Here is a 16,527-nt window from a genome sequence, read left to right as displayed (position 1 = left end):
TACGGTTCGTGTGTATGTCCGACTTCGAGGCGCAGTTGCGGGCGGCCTCGTTGCGGGTGACCCGGCCTCGGCTGGCGGTGCTCACCGCGCTGCGCGACCATCCGCATGTGGACACCGAAACGGTGATCGCGCTGGTGCGGGCCCACCATCCCACGGTGTCCCACCAGGCGGTCTACGACGTGCTGCGCGCGCTCACCGACGCCGGCCTGGTGCGGCGCATCCAGCCCGCCGGCGCCAACGCGCGCTACGAATCCCGCGTCGGCGACAACCACCACCACGTGGTGTGCCGCTCCTGCGGCGCGATCGCCGACGTCGACTGCACCACCGGCCACGCCCCCTGCCTCACCGCATCGGATGACCACGGGTACGTCATCGACGAGGCCGAGGTCGTCTTCTGGGGCACCTGCCCCGACTGCGCGGCCGCACCAAGTTCCCCGAACACCGCCACTTCGGAAGGAAAGACATGAGCTCCACCGAGGACACCCCCGCCAGCGCCCAGGGCGTGGACCAGAAAGCCGCGGCCGGCTGCCCGGTCGCGCACGACTCCGTGACCTCGCACGGCAGTGAGAGCGAGAACCCGGCGATCGACTCGCCCACCCCGAAGACGGGCGGCCGCCCGCGCACGAACCGCGACTGGTGGCCCAACCAGCTCGACCTGTCGGTGCTGCACGCGCACTCCTCGAAGGGAAATCCGCTCGGCCCGGATTTCAGCTACGCCAAGGAGTTCGCCAAGCTCGACGTCGACGCGCTCAAGCGGGACATCACCGAGGTGCTCACCACGTCGCAGGACTGGTGGCCGGCCGACTTCGGCCACTACGGCGGCCTGATGATCCGGATGAGCTGGCACGCCGCCGGCACCTACCGCATCCACGACGGCCGCGGTGGCGCCGGGGACGGCGGCCAGCGCTTCGCCCCGCTGAACAGCTGGCCGGACAACGCCAACCTGGACAAGGCGCGCCGCCTGCTGTGGCCGGTCAAGGAGAAGTACGGCCAGAAGATCTCGTGGGCCGACCTGCTCGTGCTCGCCGGGAACGTGGCGCTGGAGTCGATGGGCTTCAAGACCTTCGGCTTCGGCTTCGGCCGTGAGGACGTCTGGGAGCCCGAGGAGATCTTCTGGGGCCCGGAGGACGACTGGCTGGGCGACGAGCGCTACGTCAGCGACGCCGAGATGGTGCCCGACGTCGGCGCCACCGAGATGGGCCTGATCTACGTCAATCCCGAGGGCCCCCGCGGCAACGCGGACCCGGCCGCGGCGGCGCACTTCATCCGGGAGACCTTCGGCCGGATGGCGATGAACGACGAGGAGACCGTCGCGCTGATCGCCGGTGGCCACACCTTCGGCAAGACCCACGGCGCGGCCGTCGCCGACGACCACGTCGGCCCGGAGCCCGAGGCCGCCCCGCTGGAGGCGCAGGGCCTCGGCTGGCTGAACACGCACGGCACCGGCAAGGGCGCGGACACCATCACCAGTGGCCTCGAGGTCACCTGGACCGACGTGCCGACGCAGTGGAGCAACCGCTTCTTCGAGATCCTCTTCGGCTACGAGTGGGAGCTCACCACCAGCCCCGGTGGCGCCAAGCAGTACGTGGCCAAGGACGCCGAGCCGATCATCCCGGACGCGCACGACCCGGCGAAGAAGCACAAGCCGACCATGCTCACCACGGACCTGGCGCTGCGGGTCGACCCCACCTACGAGAAGATCTCGCGCCGCTTCCTGGAGAACCCGGACGAGTTCGCGCTGGCCTTCGCCAAGGCCTGGTACAAGCTGCTGCACCGCGACATGGGCCCGGTCAGCCGCTTCCTCGGCCCGTGGGTGCCCGAGCCGCAGCTGTGGCAGGACCCGGTGCCCGAGGTCGACCACGAGCTGGTCGGCGACGCCGACATCGCCGCGCTCAAGGCGAAGGTGCTCGACTCCGGGCTGACCACCGCCCAGCTGGTCACCACGGCCTGGGCTTCAGCCGCCAGCTTCCGGTCCACCGACAAGCGCGGTGGCGCCAACGGCGCGCGCATCCGCCTCGAGCCGCAGCGCAACTGGGAGGTCAACCAGCCGGAGCAGCTCGCGACGGTGCTGGACACCCTCGAAGGCATCCAGCGGGAGTTCAACAACGCGGGCGGCGCGAAGATCTCGCTCGCCGACCTGATCGTGCTGGCCGGTTCGGCCGCGGTCGAGAAGGCGGCGCGGGACGGCGGGGTCGAGGTCACCGTGCCGTTCCACCCCGGCCGCACCGACGCCAGCCAGGAGCAGACCGACGTCGAGTCGTTCGCCGTGCTGGAGCCGCGTGCCGACGGGTTCCGCAACTACCTGCGGGCCGGTGAGAAGCTGCAGCCGGAGACGCTGCTGGTGGACCGGGCGTACCTGCTCAACCTGACCGCGCCCGAGATGACCGTGCTCGTCGGCGGCCTGCGTGCGCTCGGCGCCAACGCCGGCGGCGCTCAGCACGGTGTGCTCACCGACCGGCCCGGCGTGCTCACCAACGACTTCTTCCGGAACCTGCTCTCGCCGGGCACCCGGTGGAAGGGCTCGGAGGAGGAGCACGTCTACGAGATCCGCGACGCGGCGACCGACGAGCTGAAGTGGACCGCCACCGCGGTCGACCTCGTGTTCGGGTCCAACTCGCAGCTGCGCGCCCTCTCCGAGGTCTACGCCAGCCAGGACGCCCGCGAGAAGTTCGTGACGGACTTCGTCGCGGCGTGGACCAAGGTGATGGAGCTCGACCGGTTCGACCTCGACCGGGGCTGAGCACCCGGGAGAGCAGCACGAGCCCGGCCGGTCGCGGTGACGTGACCGGCCGGGCTCAGCGCCCGGCGATCCGGTCGAGGTCCTGGTCCAGGGCCTGCCACACGGCCGGTTTCGCCGAGCGCAGCCAGAACGCCACGGCGACCGCGGCCGCCACCGCGATCGGCAGCAGCCACGGCAGCAGCGCGACCACCGGGCTTTCGCTGCCCGCGAGCTGCGGGAAGTTGCCGAACGCCAGCGCGGTGACCGTCCACAGGCCGAGCCCGCCTGCCGCGGGCAGCACGAAGGTGGTGAGCAGGCGCGGGTCGCGGGCGCGCCGGAAGTGCACCACGATCGCGGTCGCCGCAAGCGCTTGCAGCACCACGATGCCGAGCGTGCCGATGCCGGTGAAGGCGGCGACGAGATTCGCGATCGGGTCCAGTCCGGCGATCGCGTAGGCCATCGCGACGAGCGTGGCGAAGGCGAGCTGGGCCGTCGACGCGGCCACCGGCGCGCCGTTGCGGCGGCGGGTGCGGGCCAGCGCACGCGGGAGCACGCCGGTCCGCCCGAGCGCGTACAGGTACCGCGTCGCGGAGTTGTGCAGCGCGAGCAGCGCCGCGAACAGGCTGACGACCAGCAGCAGCCGCATCACGTCGGTCAGGCCGGTGCCGAGGTAGTCGGCGGAGATGGTGAACACGAGGTCACCGGCGGCGAGGTGCTCCCGCGCGGCGTCACCCGCCTGCCGCACGCCGAGCGCGGACACGATCGCCCAGGTGGTGACCGCGGCGAAGATCCCGATGAACACGATCGCCACGTAGGTGGCTCGCGGAATTGTGCGCTTCGGGTCGCGGGCCTCCTCGCCGAACAGGCCGGTGGCCTCGAAGCCGACAAAAGCGTTGGCGGCGAACAACAAGCCGAGCCCGGCGGAGCCCGACAGGAAGATCTCGGGCCGGAACGCCTCGAGCGAGTAGCCGGTGGTGACCAGGATGGCGACGTCGAGCACCAGGAGGATGGACACCTCCAGCACGAGCGCGACGCCGAGCACCTTCGCGGAAACGTCGATCCCGCCGCGCGTCAGCAACCACACGCCAGCCACGGAGATGAGGCTCCAGACCCACCAGGGCAAACTGAGGCCGAACACGTCGGCGACCACCATGGACGTGAAAAACCCGCTCGTCCCAACGGCTCCGGCGACAAAGCAGTTGTACCCGACCATCGCCACGAAGGCCGCGACGATGCCCGCGGTCCGCCCGAGCCCGCGCACGACGTAGGCGTAGAACCCGCCCGCGTTCACCAGTTTCCTGGCCAGCTGGGCGTATCCGGCGGCGAAGAGCAGGAAAACCGCGGTGGCGAGCAGGAACATCACCGGCGTGCCACCCCCGGCACCGACGGCGATGCCGATGCCGCCGATCACGATGATGCCGGTCAACGGCGCGACGGCGGCCAGGACGAGGAACACCACCCCGGCGACGCCGAGGTTCCCGTGGAGCCGGTCATCCGGGTTATCGCTTGTGGACATCCGCCGACGCTAGGGACCGCCGGGCCCGCTTCCCTAGGACCACAGCGCACGGCAGTTGCCTACGCGGGCCGATGCGGATCGACGGTGGTGTGGGGCAGATCGACCAGGCTGAGCACGTGGTGGGCCGGGCTGCCGACCGGCGCGTACAACCGCAGCGCGGTGCCGTTGCGGTGGTCGCGCGTGGTGGCCCGGTGCAGCACGGCGATGGCCGCGCTGGCGAAGTGCGTGACCGCGGTGAGGTCGACGGTGAGCGGGTGCGAGTACCCCATGGTCAGCGCCTCCAGCTCCCGCGCGAACTGGTCGCTGCTGGTGACGTCCAGCGGCCCGTGCACGGCGATCCGGCTGGACGGCGCGTGCGGCTGCTCCACGATCAGGGTCATCTCCGCGGGACCGCCCGCGGTCGCGCGCCCGCCCGCCACGTCGCCGGCGCTGACCAGCCGGGCGGGCCGGACCAGCCGGTGGTGGATGGTGGCGGTGGTGCCGCCCGCCCCGCGGTCGAAGTCGAGCCGGTCGACGAACTGGCTGGTCATGGCGAGCCCGAGGCCCTGCTCCCGCCGCACCTCGACGCTGGCAGGCCACGACCGTTCGTGCCAGGAACCGTCGTCGGCGACCTCGATGTGGACCACCCCGGTGTCATCGAGCGTCCCGGTGACGCTGACCGTGCCGCCGAGCGAATCCGGGTGGCTGTGCTCGACGGCGTTCGTGACCAGCTCGTTCACCGCGTGCAGCAAGGCGAACTGGTCGTCCTCGCCGACCGCCAGCTCCTCCAGCCACCGCGTCAGCTCACCGCGCGCGACGCGGACCACGGACACGTCGGCGGGCAGGTGCAACCGCAGCGGCCCGGCCGGGGCCACGCGCTGCGCGCCGAGCAGGGCGATGTCGTCGGCGGTGCCGGTGGCGCGCACCAGCCGGTCGAGGGTGCGGGTGCAGGCGCGCTCCACCGCGCTCGTGCCGGGCTCCGCATCGGCGACCGCCTCGGTCGTCACCCTGGCGAACTCCGCGGTGGCTTCGCCCGGGTCACGGCCAGGCCGCTCGATGATCCCGTCGCTGTAGAGCAGCACCACCTCGTCACCGCCGAGCCGGTCGGCGGTGGTGGTGTAGGTGGCGTGGGTGCCCAGCGGCCCGGACGCCGGGACCGGCAGGTACCGCGCCCGTCCCCCGCCCGTCACCAGCGGCGGCGGGTGCCCGGCCGAACCGCACACGAGCGCGCCGTCGCCAGGGGTGAGGACCACGATGCACACGGTCGCCGCGTGCGCGGCGGGCAGCCGGGTGGCCAGGCGGTCGGCCGCGGCCAGCGCGGGCAGCACCTCGCCGGTTTCGTCGAGCCGGTCCTGCACCACCGCGCGCAGCTGGGCCATCGTCGCCGAGGCGGGCACCCCGCGCCCGACCACGTCCCCGACGACCAGCGCGACCCGGCCGCCGGGCAACGGGACCGCGTCGAACCAGTCACCACCCGCGGTCTCGTCGGCCTCCGCGAGCAGGCAACCGGCCGCCAGCCGCAGTCCGGGCAGCACGGGCAGGCCGGTGGGCAGCAACTGGCGTTGCAGACTCGGGCACATCACACGTCATTCCTGAGCTGTCGGCAACGCCCTGGGATACCCGATCGTGACACAGATAGACCTCCGGGGCACAACACCCGCGCGACGTGCGGATTCCGCCCGCTAGGGTGCGCACGGTGATCACTCTTCGGCTGGTCCCGGAGTCGTCCCACCGCTTCCCCAGCGGCGCCTGGCTCGCCGCGGTCGGGCTGGCGTTGTTCACCTGCTCGCTGATCCCGGCGATGGAAGGCCACGGAACGCAGTTCGGCGGCCTGCCGGACCGCCCCTACGACGCGCTGGCCCTGGTGGCGATCGCGCTGCAGTGCGTGCCGCTCGCGCTGTGCCGCCGGTGGCCGATGGCCTGCCTGGCGCTGGTCGCGATCGGCTTCACCGTCGACCAGCTCCGCGGTTACCACTCGTTCGCCGGTACCGGGCTGCCGGTCGCGGTGCTGTACGCGGGGTCGCGGGTGGAACGGCACCGGCGCGCCACGATGGCCGGGTTCACCGCGGCGTACCTGGCGCTGGCGGTCGCGTCCCGGCTGCTCGGCGGGACCGAGTCGATCGCCGGGTTCGTGATGTTCTACCTGGCGCTGGCACTGGCGTGGGGGCTCGGCGCGGCCCTGCGCTCGTCGCGGGCCGCCGAAGCCGACCGGCGCCGCCGCATCGCCGAGGAAACCCGCGTCGCCGAACGCACGCGCATCGCCCGCGAACTGCACGACGTGGTCACCCACCACGTGACCGCGATGGTGGTGCAGACCGAGGCCGCGCGGTACCTGACCGGCCAGCCGCGGCAGCTCGACGAAAGCCTGAGCGCGGTCAGCGACACCGGCAGGCGGGCGCTGACCGACCTGCGGCACCTGCTGGACCTGCTCAATCCCGAGCCGGACACCGGCGCCGCCATTCCCGCGCTGGTCGAGCAGACCCGCCGCGCCGGGCAGCCGGTGGAGTTCACCGAGGAGGGCACGCCGGCCGGTCCCACCGGCAGCGCCGGTCCGGTGGCCTACCGCGTGGTGCAGGAAGCGCTGACCAACGCGCTCAAGTACGCCCACGGCAGCCGCACTTCGGTCGAGGTGCGGCACGGCGAACGCGAGATCACCGTCCAGGTGAGCACGGACGGTTCCGGGGAGCCGATCGCCGCGCCCGGCGGGAGCGGACGCGGTCTCGACGGCCTCCGGGAACGGGTCGGCGTGCTGGGTGGTGAATTCAGCGCGGGCCGCCGGAGCAGCGGCGGGTTCTACGTGCGGGCACGCATTCCCGCCGGGAGCCCGTCGTGACCGCGCCGATCCGGGTGCTGGTCTGCGACGACCAGGCGCTGATCCGCACCGGGCTGGTGACGATCATCGGTGCGCAGCCGGATCTGGAGGTGGCCGGCGAATGCGGTGACGGCCGGGCCGCCGTCGAGCTGGCCCGGCGGCTGCGGCCCGACGTGGTGGTGATGGACGTGCGCATGCCGGTGCTCGACGGCATCGAGGCGACCAGGCAGCTGGCGGGCGCCGGCGTGCCGGATCCGGTCAAGGTGCTCGTGGTGACCACGTTCAACCTCGACGAGTACGTCTACCGGGCGCTGCGCGCGGGCGCCAGCGGCTTCCTGCTCAAGGAGGCGCCCCCGGCGCAGTTGCTCGACGGCATCCGGACCGTGGCGGGTGGCGCGGCGCTGCTGGCGCCCGAGGTGACGCGGCAGCTCGTGGGCGCCTACGCCACCCGGATCCGCCCCGCCGAAACCGGTTCGCACGACGCGCTGACGCCCCGCGAACTGGAGGTGCTCCGGCTGATCGCGGACGGCCTGTCGAACGCCGAGATCGCCGGAGCACTGGTGATCAGCCAGGAAACGGTGAAGACCTTCGTCTCCCGCATCCTGACCAAGCTGGGCCTGCGCGACCGCGTCCAGGCGGTGGTCTACGCCTACCGCCACGGACTGGTCACCTGAGCTACATGTTCTCCGCGATCTGGTCGGCGACGCGCTGGATCGCCCGCACGGCCACGTCCGGCTCGTCGACGTAGATGTAGTGCTCGCTGTTCGCCGCGGTGGTCAACTTGCTGTCGCTGGACAACGCGAGCCACTTGCGCTGGCCGTCGGCCCACTTCTGCTCCAGCGCGGGCCCGTACTCGGGCACGGCGGCGGCGAGGTACTGCTTGCCGTGCGTGATCACCTCGACCGGGATGTCCCCGGCGGAGGCGACCATGCCGTCCGGCATCGCCAGCTGCTCCGGGCTCTGTCCACTGAGGACGGCCAGGGTCTGGTCACGCAGCTGGGGTCCCATGCCGGTGGCCGACGGCGGGATCACGTCGGTGAGGTCGGCGCCCTGGCTCGGCGACGTCGCGTCCATCAGGACAAGCCCCTCGACCTTGTCCTGGTGGGCGGGGGCGTACCGGCCGGCGATCAGCCCGCCCAGCGAGTGCCCGGCCAGCACCACCGGCCCGCCCCCGGCGACCTGGTCGATCACCCCGGTCAGGATCTTCCCGGTGTCCTCCATGGTCTGCGGCCCGCCCGGCTGGTCGCTGGCGCCCGCGCCGAGGCGGTCGTAGGAGCAGACCCGGTCCTTCTCCGCCAGCCTGCCCTGGAGCCCGGCCAGCTTGTCCAGGCCGTCCCCGCCGCCGTGCAACAGGATGATCGTCGGCCGGTGCTCCGACGCGCCCGAGCACGACACGTTCACCGACTTGCCGTCGACCTGGATCTTCGCGGTGCCGGTGAGCAGGCCGTCGCCGCTCGCCTCGTCACAGCCTGCCAGCGCCACGGCTGCGGCGGCGCAGCACAGCGCGAGCGCACCGGCCGCCCGGACGTTGCGGATCATGGAAATCCTCCTGTTTGGACAGTCGAACGGCGCGTCGGCGCCGCGGTCGCCAGGAAGGCTACGGAGCCGCGGGCCGCCGATCGTCACCTTGGCGAGCGCACTCGCGCGTAGCTCGCACGGGGGACAACGGCCTTGACCATCGTCGTCGCCGCGGTCGCGGCCGCGACGGCACTCGCGCCACCGGCGCTCGCGGACCGATCACTTCGACCGGAGTGGGGCGAGTGCCCCGCCGAGGTCGCCGCGCCCGGCCTGGACTGCACCACGCTGAGCGTTCCGCTCGACCACCGCGACCCGGACGGGCGGCGGATCGACGTCGCGCTTTCCCGCCTGGCGAGCAAGAACCCGGAAAAGCGCTGGGGTGTGCTGCTGACCAACCAGGGCGGGCCCGGCGGCACCGGGGTGGACTTCCCGGCTGGGCTGGTCGCGCTCGGGCTGCCGCAGAGCGTGCTGGACAGCTACGACATCATCGGTTTCGACCCGCGCGGGGTCGGCCGCAGCACGCCGGTGACGTGCAACCTGACGCCGGAACAGGAGAGCCTGGGCAACATCCCGCCCTATGCGCGCGACGCGGCCGACGTGGTGAAGCACGCCCGCCACTCGAAGCGGGTCGCCGAACAGTGCGCCGAATCCGACACGGCCTTCATGCTCCCGTACACCTCGACCGCGGCCACCGCCCGTGACCTGGACCGGATCCGCGAGGCGCTCGGCGAGGAGAAGCTGTCGTTCCTCAGTTACTCCTACGGCACCCATCTCGGCGCGGTCTACACCACTTTGTTCCCCGACCGCGGCGACCGGATCGTGCTCGACAGCAGCCTGGTCCCGGCTGGTCTGGACCGCGAGGGCGGGCGGTTGTTCGGCCACGGCATGGAACTGCGCTTCCCGGACTTCGCCGCGTATGCCGCCGCCCACCCGGAACACGGCCTCGGCAGCACCCCGGTTCCGGCTGATGACCTTCGGCGCCCTGTACCGCGACAGCCGGATGCCCTACCTCGCCGAAACCTGGCACGCGCTCGACACGAACCAGCCGCTGCCGCCCGTGGAAACCGCCCAGCAGGACCTGGACAACATGCTGTCCAGCCATCTCCACGTGATCTGCAACGACTCCCGCTGGCCGAAGCCGGTCGGCACCTACCTGCGTGACGTCGCGGCCGACCGCGAGCGCTACCCGCTGTTCGGCGCGGCCGCGGCCAACATCCGCCCGTGTGCCTTCTGGCGGTCCGAACCGGCCGAGCCGCCGGTGCGGGTTGGCGACCAGGGCCCGTCGAACGTGCTCGTGGTGCAGAACACCCGCGACCCGGCCACGCCGCTGGCCGGTGCGCGGAAGATGCACGAGGCGCTCGGTGACCGGTCGCGGCTGATCACCGCCGACCAGGGCGGCCACGGCACCTACCTGATCGGCGCGAACCAGTGCGCGAACAACGCCGTCACCGCGTTCCTGACCACCGGCGACCGGCCCCCGGCCGATCTAGCCTGCCCGGCGGTTTGAAGGTTCGGCCGAGCTGACCTGGGGTTGCCGCAGCTGAGTTCCTACCGGATGTTCAACGATACGGTGCAATGGTATGGCTGCCGGCACCATCGAACTCAGCATGGCCGAACTGCGCGAGGTCGCGGGTTACGCCGCGGCCTGCGCGCACCCCGCGCTCGCGATCTTCGAGCGCGCCCGGCCGGACGACCCGCGTCCGCGAGCCGCCATCGACGCGGCGCGGGTGTTCGCCGAGGGCGCCCGGCGCACCAAGGCGATCCGCGACAGTGCCTGGGCGGCGCAGCGGGCGTACCAGGAAACACGCGACGCGGGGCAGGCCGCGGCGAGCGAGGCCGCGCGGGCGGCGGTCGCCGCGGCCAGCGCGGCCTTCCTGCACCCGCTGGCCAAAGCGACGCAGGTGCTGCACATCCTCGGGCCCGCCGCCCACGCGGCACTGGCCATCGAACTCGACACCGGCGATCCGCAGTCTGGTCTGGACCACCTGGAGACAGCTCGCGGACTGGCCGGACCGGTGGTGGTGAGCGTGCTGACCCGCTATCCCCACGCGCCCAGCGGCCGTGGCCGAGCAGGCGAACTCACCCGGCTGCTGGACGCCTCACTCAGACCGCGCTGAACGCGCCCGGACGTGTGCCCGCTCCCCCTGGGGTCCAAAAAGGACAAGCAGTTCGACGGCGCGCCCGTCCGCGGTGCCGAGGAAGTGCGGCAGCGCGGTGTCGAACTCGGCCGCTTCCCCCGCCGCCAGCACCAGGTCGCGGTCGCCGACCACCAGCCGCAGCCTGCCGTCGAGCACGTAGAGCCATTCGTACCCGCCGTGGGTCTGCGGCGTCGGCTCGCCCGGTTCCGCACGTGCCGGGATGAGCATCTTGAACGCCTGCAGCCCGCCAGCCCGCCGGGTCAGCGGCACGAAGGTCATGCCGTGCCGGTGGATCGGCTTCAGATGGATCCGCGGGTCCCCGGTGCGCGGCGCGCCGACCAGGTCGTCCAGCGGCACGCCGTACGACCGCGCCAGCGGCAGCAGCAGTTCCAGGTTGGGCCGCCTGCTGCCGCTTTCCAGCCTGGACAGCGTGCTTTCCGAGATCCCGGTGGCCGCGGACAGCTCGGCCTGCGTGAACCCCCGCTGCTTGCGCAGGGCCCGCAGCCTCGGCCCGACCGCGTCCAGTGCCGCCTCGATCTCCTCCGCCATGCCGCCCATCTTGCCGAACCGGCAAGTTTCCGTGCAATCCGGTGCGGTGCCGGGCGAAGCTGGCCCGGTCACCGCACCTCCGGCCGAACGGACCTCGAATGACCACTTCGGACAGATCACCGGCGCGTTTCTGGGACGAGCACTACCGAAACCGCCCGCCCGCCGGGCGGGTGAACCCGCGGCTGGCCGAAATCGCCGAAACGGCGGTCGACATCGCCGCCACCGCCGTCTGGGGGCCGGTCGCGACCGTCACCGACCACGTGCTGGTCCTGCACCGGGCGACCCGATGAGCGCTCGGCGGCGTGACCTCGGCCCGCCGCGGACCGGGCCCGGGGAGAAGGACGTGCTCGTCGGCTTCCTCGACTACCTGCGCGAGTCGGTGGCCGCCAAGGCCGAAGGCGTGCCGGAGCCCCAGGTCCGCACGCGCGGGGTGCCGTCCGGGACCAACCTGCTCGGCCTGGTCAAGCACCTCACCCACGTCGAGCGGCACTGGCTGCTCGGCCTCCGCGTCACCGACTGGCCGTCCACCTTCCACCCGGAACCGGACGAGACCGCCGCGGAAATCCTGGCCGCGTACCGGGAAACCACCGCGCGTGCCAACGAGGTCGTCGCCGGTCGCACGGCGGCGTCCGTGCGCTGGACGCTGACCCACCTGATCGAGGAAACCGCCAGGCACGCCGGGCACGCCGACATCCTGCGCGAGCTGATCGACGGCTCACGCGGCCGCTGACCCACCGAAAGGCAGAAATCCATGTCCCGCAACCCAGTGCGTGCGCTCGCGGCGATCACTGCGGCGGTGCTGCTCACCGCGTGTGGTCCGACGACCGAGCCAGTGGAAAGCCCACCCGCCGCCGATCACGAGGCCGCGACCCGCGGCGACGCCGAGTTCAGCAGCCGCTTCCGGCACGAGTTCGCCGACGTGGACGGCGTGCGCATGCACTACGTCACCGGCGGCAGCGGTCCCCCGCTGGTGCTGCTGCACGGCTGGCCGCAGACCTGGTACGGCTGGCGCGGCATCCTGCCCGCGCTGGCCGACCACTTCACCGTGTACGCGCTGGACCTGCCGGGACTCGGCGACAGCACGGGCCCGCCGCCCAGCTACGACAAGGCCACCCTCGCGCGCTACACCCGCGCGTTGATCGGCGACCGCCTGGGGCTGCGCGACGTGCGCATCGCCGGGCACGACCTCGGCGCCGCGGTCGGCTTCCAGTACGCCGCCCAGTTCCCCGGTGAGGTCGCCAAGCTCGCCTACCTGGACCTGCCGCTGCCCGGCCCCGCGCTCGACGGCGCCGGGTACCACAAGCTGAGCTGGCACATCGCCTTCCACTCGCAGCCGCGGGTCCCGGAAGCCGTGGTCGGCGACGACGTCCGCGAGTACCTGTCGCTGTTCTACCCGCAGGTGGCCTTCGGTGGCACGGCTTTCGGCGGCCCCGGTGCACCACCACCGTTCGACGACGCCGAAGTCAGCGAGTACGCCCGCACCTACACCCGGCCCGAGGTGCTCCGCGGTGGTTTCGAGCTGTACCGGACGCTGGACCAGGACGCCGCCGCGAACACCGGCACCGCCCCGATCAGCACGCCGACCCTGCTGCTGACAGCGCAGGGCCTGCTCGAATCCACCCGCGCCACGGTGGCGCCGCGGCTGAGCGCGATCACGCGTGCGGTGGAGGTCCCCGGTGCCGGGCACTGGCTCGCGGAGGAAAACCCGGGGTTCGTCGCGGCGGAGCTGATCGGCTATCTCGGTTCCTGAGGTGGACCGCTCGGATACGCTCGGTGGAGTCCGAACACGCCGAGGTACAGGAGCGACCGTGGGTCTCGCGGTGCGATGGAAGCGCACGCCGGCAAAGCTCGTCGTCACCGTGGAGGGGGAGATCGACACCAGCACCGTGCGGAGACTCAAGGACTCCGTGGCCGCCGCGAGAGACAGCGAGGAACAGCTGGACCTGGTCGTCGACCTGCGGCGGGTCACCTTCCTCAACTCGGCGGGCCTGGCCGCGCTGGTCGAGGTCGCCAGCCAGTGCCACCGGGCCGGGCAGCAGCTGCGCCTGGTCTGCACCACCCACGCCGTGCTCAACCCGATCCGCCTCACCGGCCTCGACCAGGTCTTCACCATCGTCGACACCCCCTGAGCCGCGATGTAGCCCGGTGAGACACAGGGGGCTACACTGGCCCCATGAAGGTGATCACCCAGCGCGAGTTCCGCAACAACTCCGCCGCCGTGATGGACGCCGTCGAATCCGGGGAGACCTATCAGGTCACTCGCAACGGCGTCCGGGTGGCCGAGTTGCGGCCGATCCCGTACCGGCGTCACCTGACCGCCGAAGAACTGGTCGAACGCCATCGGAAGCTGCCGAGCGTCGATGCCGCACAGCTGCGCGCCGAGGCCGACGAGTTCTTCGGCGACGACGACCGCGTCGGCACCGATGATCCGTGGCGCCGGAAGCGTGGCTGACCGGCACGAGAGCGGCGTGCTGGACACCTGCACCTACCTCGACCTGGGGCAGCTCGACCCCGCGTCGCTGCCGAAGGTCCCCGAGCTCACCGCGGTCACCATGGCGGAACTCCACCAGGGTGTCGCGATGGCCAAGGACGGCGTCACCCGCGCGGCCCGCACCGAAAAACTCGGCGCCGCCATCGCCGAGTTCGCCCCGTTGCCGTTCGACGGCCACGCGGCCGCCAGGTACGGCACGCTGGTCGCCTTGGTGATCGCGATCAACCGCGATCCCCGCCCCCGGCGCATGGACCTGATGATCGCCGCCATCGCGTCTTCGCGGGAACTGCCGCTCTACACGCGCAACCCGAGTGATTTCAAGGGTTTGAAAAACCTGCTCGACGTCATTCCCGTGTGATCTCGGCCGGGCGCAGCAGCGGTAGCACGATGTCGTCGGCCACGTGGGCGGCGAAGGCGGCGTCCACCGGCTCGCCGAGCAGCAGGGTGCGGAAGAAGACCAGCGCCGGCCCCAGGTACCAGATGGTGTCGAGCGCGGCGTTGCCGTCGATTTCGCCGCGGGCGCGCGCCGCCTCGAACACGTGCATCATCGTGGCCCGGCGGGTGGCGATGAAGTCGGTGCGCATCGCCTCGGCCAGGTCGGGGCTGCGCCGCAGTTCGCCGACCAGGCCGGTCACCACGTCGCCGAGCCGGTCCAGTTCGGCCATCAGCCCGCCGAGCACGGCCAGCAGGTCCTCCCGCAGCGACCCGGTTTCCGGCGGCGGGCTGTGCTGCTGGACCGCGCGGGTGAACGCGGCCACCACCAGCGCCGCCTTGCTCGGCCAGCGCCGGTAGACCGTCGCCTTGCTGGCCCGCGCGCGGGCCGCCACCGCGTCGATGGTCAGCCGGTCGTAACCGGTTTCCCGTAGGACGTCGATGGTGGCGGTGAGCAGCTCGTCCAGCCGAGCCTGCCCGCCTCGCAGCCGGGCCGTGGTCATGGCGGAATCCTACGTGACAGAAACGGTACCGTACCGTACCGTTCGTATTGAACGGTTGTTGAATTCAGCGAAAGGCGAGGTGTGCACCATGTCGGCCTTCTCCCTGCGCGACGTCGACTTCGACGCGGCCTATCAGGGCAAGCCCATTTTCGAAGGCAGTGCGGTCTCGTTCGGCCTGGCCCCGTGGGACATCGGGGCACCGCAGCCGGCGGTGGTCGAGCTGGAGCGGGACGGCGCGTTCCGCGGTGAAGTGCTGGACGTGGGCTGCGGCCTCGGTGAGAACGCGGCCTTCCTCGCCGCGCAGGGCCACCGGGTCACCGGCGTCGACGGCTCGCAAACCGGTCTCGCGGAGGCAGCACGGCGAGCCGCGGAGCGTGGCGTCGAAGTCACCTTCGTGCGGTCTGACGCGACCGCGCTCACCGAACTCGGCGACCGGCGGTTCGACACCGTGCTGGACAGCGCGCTGTACCACTGCCTCGACGACGAGCAGCGGCAGCGCTACGCCGCCGCACTGCACCGGGTGACCAGCCCGGACGCCCGGCTGCACCTGCTGTGCTTCGCCGACATCGACGAGGGCCTGCGGTTCCCGATGAGCGTCAGCAAGGAAAACCTGCACACGAACCTCGGAACCCATTGGGAGATCGAGGAAATCCGGCAGGCCTCGTACACCACCGCGATCACCGTGGAGGTGTTCGCACAGCTCGGCGAACAGGCCTTGGCGGAACTCGGGTTCGGCCTCGACGCGGACCGGGTCCGGCGTGACGAGCAGGGCCGGGTCATCGGCCCCGTCTGGCAGCTGCGCGCGAGGCGGCGCCCGGCAGAATAGGGCCACCGGACGGAGGTGGCCATGTCGGTGAAGGGCACGGTGGCGCTGATCGCGGCCATCATCGTGGTGATCACCGCGTTCGCCGAACCCGCCCGCTGACCCGCCATGCGCCGCATGACCCGCCGCAGCACGCCCTGCATCAGCCAGTCCGCGCCCCGGCGCGCGGAAAACGTGCCGTGCCAATGGATGAACGTGCCGCCGCTGTCGGTCGGCATCAGCTCGACGACCGCGCGGTAGTCGTGGATGGCGCTGTTCGGTGACCAGTTCGTCGACCGCCGACCAGCTCGGCCAGGTGCGTGCGTCGGCGAGCAGGCGCCAGACCACGGCGGGTGGTGCCGCCGAAAGCGCGGTCAGGTCGTAATTGCCCATGACGGCAAGCTTTTCGCGGACAACTCGCGGCGGCCATGCGCGAGACGTGGAAAGCGCGCCAGGACTGGCGAATCCGCATCGCGCGGCGATCTGCTCGACGCTGAGCGCACTGCCGGACAGCAGCCGCTGAGCCAGCTCGATCCGCAGCCGGGTGAGGTACCGGTGGGGTGCTTCCCCGGTCGCTGCCCGGAAAACGCGGATGAAGTGGTACACGCTCAGGTGTGCTTCGGCGGCGATCTCCGCCAGGGTCAGCGGTTCGGCGAGCCGCTCCCGCATCACGGCGATGCCCGCGCGGACCGCCGCAGGCTCGGGACCCACCTGCGGTTCATGCCGTCCGTGCCGTTCTCGCGTGAGCAGGTGCGTGGCGAGGAAGGCGGCGGCGGATTCCGCGTAGAGGTCGCCCGCCCCGACGGCCGGGGCAGCGCGCGCACGAGCTGTTCGACCACCGGATCACCGGCGGACAACGCGGCCGACAGCGCCTCGAAGTCCGGCGCGCCAAGGTGGGCGGCGGTCCGCTCGACGGTGGCCGACGGGATGTGCACCTGGATCGTGCGCATCGCCGACGTGCTGCGGTAATCCCGCACCTCGGACCGTCCGGGCACCATGAGTTCCAGGTGGCCCGGGCCCCAGCGGCGATCGTCCGGCTCGCCGCCCGCCCGCGTGCGCATGCCCCGG

The 16,527-nt window shown here is 71.9% G+C and carries 20 protein-coding genes and 1 pseudogene; 14 read left to right on the top strand and 7 right to left on the bottom strand.

Features of this window, described 5'->3' with window-relative positions; genetic code table 11:
* Window positions 1-14: 14 nt before the first annotated feature.
* Window positions 15-467 (top strand): Fur family transcriptional regulator, encoded by a 453-nt coding sequence (locus A4R43_RS00885; protein ID WP_113690532.1) that lies wholly within the window; start codon window positions 15-17, stop codon window positions 465-467.
* A complete protein-coding gene (gene katG, locus A4R43_RS00880; RefSeq protein WP_113690531.1) occupies window positions 464-2,740 on the top strand; it encodes a catalase/peroxidase HPI in 2,277 nt (758 codons plus the stop codon). Before A4R43_RS00885 ends, katG begins: the two co-directional genes overlap by 4 nt.
* A 55-nt stretch (window positions 2,741-2,795) precedes the next feature.
* Here katG and A4R43_RS00875 read toward each other — a convergent pair whose 3' ends face one another.
* Window positions 2,796-4,235 (bottom strand): APC family permease, encoded by a 1,440-nt coding sequence (locus tag A4R43_RS00875; protein WP_113690530.1) that lies wholly within the window; start codon window positions 4,233-4,235, stop codon window positions 2,796-2,798.
* 59 nt (window positions 4,236-4,294) lie between these two features.
* Window positions 4,295-5,794: a SpoIIE family protein phosphatase gene (locus A4R43_RS00870; RefSeq protein WP_113690529.1), complete on the bottom strand. Its 1,500-nt coding sequence runs from the start codon at window positions 5,792-5,794 to the stop codon at window positions 4,295-4,297.
* 116 nt (window positions 5,795-5,910) lie between these two features.
* On the opposite strand from A4R43_RS00870, the gene A4R43_RS00865 reads away from it, so the two are divergent.
* Together A4R43_RS00865 and A4R43_RS00860 are read left to right on the top strand one after the other, a co-directional pair.
* Window positions 5,911-7,047: a sensor histidine kinase gene (locus A4R43_RS00865; protein ID WP_236808693.1), complete on the top strand. Its 1,137-nt coding sequence runs from the start codon at window positions 5,911-5,913 to the stop codon at window positions 7,045-7,047.
* Window positions 7,044-7,700: a response regulator gene (locus tag A4R43_RS00860; RefSeq protein ID WP_113690528.1), complete on the top strand. Its 657-nt coding sequence runs from the start codon at window positions 7,044-7,046 to the stop codon at window positions 7,698-7,700. The genes A4R43_RS00865 and A4R43_RS00860 overlap by 4 nt, the downstream gene beginning before the upstream one ends.
* A gap of 1 nt (window position 7,701) precedes the next feature.
* On the opposite strand, the gene A4R43_RS00855 is transcribed toward A4R43_RS00860, so the two are convergent.
* Window positions 7,702-8,565, bottom strand: coding sequence for an alpha/beta fold hydrolase (locus tag A4R43_RS00855; RefSeq protein ID WP_113690527.1), 864 nt, complete (start codon window positions 8,563-8,565; stop codon window positions 7,702-7,704).
* Window positions 8,566-8,697: 132 nt separating this feature from the next.
* Here A4R43_RS00855 and A4R43_RS00850 point away from each other — a divergent pair, with 132 nt between their 5' ends.
* From A4R43_RS00850 to A4R43_RS00845, 3 genes are all read left to right on the top strand, one after another.
* Window positions 8,698-9,705, top strand: coding sequence for an alpha/beta fold hydrolase (locus tag A4R43_RS00850; protein ID WP_418190796.1), 1,008 nt, complete (start codon window positions 8,698-8,700; stop codon window positions 9,703-9,705).
* Entirely contained in the window at window positions 9,653-10,051 is a 399-nt protein-coding gene (locus A4R43_RS44695) for an alpha/beta hydrolase (RefSeq protein ID WP_418190795.1), read from the top strand. Before A4R43_RS00850 ends, A4R43_RS44695 begins: the two co-directional genes overlap by 53 nt.
* Before the next feature lie 73 nt (window positions 10,052-10,124).
* Entirely contained in the window at window positions 10,125-10,661 is a 537-nt protein-coding gene (locus A4R43_RS00845) for a putative immunity protein (RefSeq protein WP_113690526.1), read from the top strand.
* Here the strand turns inward: A4R43_RS00845 and A4R43_RS00840 are convergent.
* Window positions 10,644-11,231 (bottom strand): helix-turn-helix domain-containing protein, encoded by a 588-nt coding sequence (locus tag A4R43_RS00840; protein WP_113697273.1) that lies wholly within the window; start codon window positions 11,229-11,231, stop codon window positions 10,644-10,646. The two genes, A4R43_RS00845 and A4R43_RS00840, sit on opposite strands and share 18 nt — an antisense overlap.
* Before the next feature lie 98 nt (window positions 11,232-11,329).
* Here A4R43_RS00840 and A4R43_RS00835 point away from each other — a divergent pair, with 98 nt between their 5' ends.
* Genes A4R43_RS00835 through A4R43_RS00810 form a run of 6 tightly spaced genes read left to right on the top strand, consistent with a single transcriptional unit; the run spans window position 11,330 to window position 14,080 of the window.
* Window positions 11,330-11,521: a hypothetical protein gene (locus A4R43_RS00835; protein ID WP_113690525.1), complete on the top strand. Its 192-nt coding sequence runs from the start codon at window positions 11,330-11,332 to the stop codon at window positions 11,519-11,521.
* Window positions 11,518-11,961, top strand: coding sequence for a DinB family protein (locus A4R43_RS00830; RefSeq protein ID WP_113690524.1), 444 nt, complete (start codon window positions 11,518-11,520; stop codon window positions 11,959-11,961). Before A4R43_RS00835 ends, A4R43_RS00830 begins: the two co-directional genes overlap by 4 nt.
* A gap of 21 nt (window positions 11,962-11,982) precedes the next feature.
* Entirely contained in the window at window positions 11,983-12,981 is a 999-nt protein-coding gene (locus tag A4R43_RS00825; protein ID WP_113690523.1) for an alpha/beta fold hydrolase, read from the top strand.
* Between the two features lie 58 nt (window positions 12,982-13,039).
* Window positions 13,040-13,360, top strand: a complete 321-nt coding sequence (locus A4R43_RS00820; protein WP_113690522.1) for an STAS domain-containing protein — start codon at window positions 13,040-13,042, stop codon at window positions 13,358-13,360.
* Between the two features lie 44 nt (window positions 13,361-13,404).
* Window positions 13,405-13,683 carry a type II toxin-antitoxin system Phd/YefM family antitoxin gene (locus A4R43_RS00815; protein WP_113690521.1) on the top strand — a complete coding sequence of 93 codons (279 nt, stop codon included), beginning with the start codon at window positions 13,405-13,407 and terminating at the stop codon, window positions 13,681-13,683.
* Window positions 13,676-14,080 carry a type II toxin-antitoxin system VapC family toxin gene (locus A4R43_RS00810; RefSeq protein ID WP_236808691.1) on the top strand — a complete coding sequence of 135 codons (405 nt, stop codon included), beginning with the start codon at window positions 13,676-13,678 and terminating at the stop codon, window positions 14,078-14,080. Before A4R43_RS00815 ends, A4R43_RS00810 begins: the two co-directional genes overlap by 8 nt.
* Here the strand turns inward: A4R43_RS00810 and A4R43_RS00805 are convergent.
* On the bottom strand, window positions 14,067-14,657 hold the full coding sequence (locus A4R43_RS00805; protein WP_113690520.1) for a TetR/AcrR family transcriptional regulator: 591 nt from the start codon (window positions 14,655-14,657) through the stop codon (window positions 14,067-14,069). The genes A4R43_RS00810 and A4R43_RS00805 overlap by 14 nt on opposite strands.
* 88 nt (window positions 14,658-14,745) lie before the next feature.
* Between A4R43_RS00805 and A4R43_RS00800 the strand changes: the two genes are divergently transcribed.
* Complete coding sequence (locus A4R43_RS00800; RefSeq protein WP_113690519.1) at window positions 14,746-15,483, top strand: class I SAM-dependent methyltransferase; 738 nt, start codon at window positions 14,746-14,748, stop codon at window positions 15,481-15,483.
* A 477-nt stretch (window positions 15,484-15,960) separates the two neighbouring features.
* Here A4R43_RS00800 and A4R43_RS44575 read toward each other — a convergent pair.
* Together A4R43_RS44575 and A4R43_RS44570 are read right to left on the bottom strand one after the other, a co-directional pair.
* Window positions 15,961-16,128: pseudogene (locus A4R43_RS44575) on the bottom strand (AraC family transcriptional regulator); the annotation flags it as partial.
* Window positions 16,128-16,520, bottom strand: coding sequence for a hypothetical protein (locus tag A4R43_RS44570; protein ID WP_335645142.1), 393 nt, complete (start codon window positions 16,518-16,520; stop codon window positions 16,128-16,130). The gene A4R43_RS44570 and the pseudogene A4R43_RS44575, both read right to left, overlap by 1 nt.
* Window positions 16,521-16,527 lie beyond the last annotated feature (7 nt).

Origin of the sequence: Amycolatopsis albispora (assembly GCF_003312875.1) — a bacterium.
Lineage (GTDB): Bacteria > Actinomycetota > Actinomycetes > Mycobacteriales > Pseudonocardiaceae > Amycolatopsis > Amycolatopsis albispora.
Note: the sequence above shows the minus strand (reverse complement) of the source record. Positions and strands in the feature narration are given on the sequence as shown.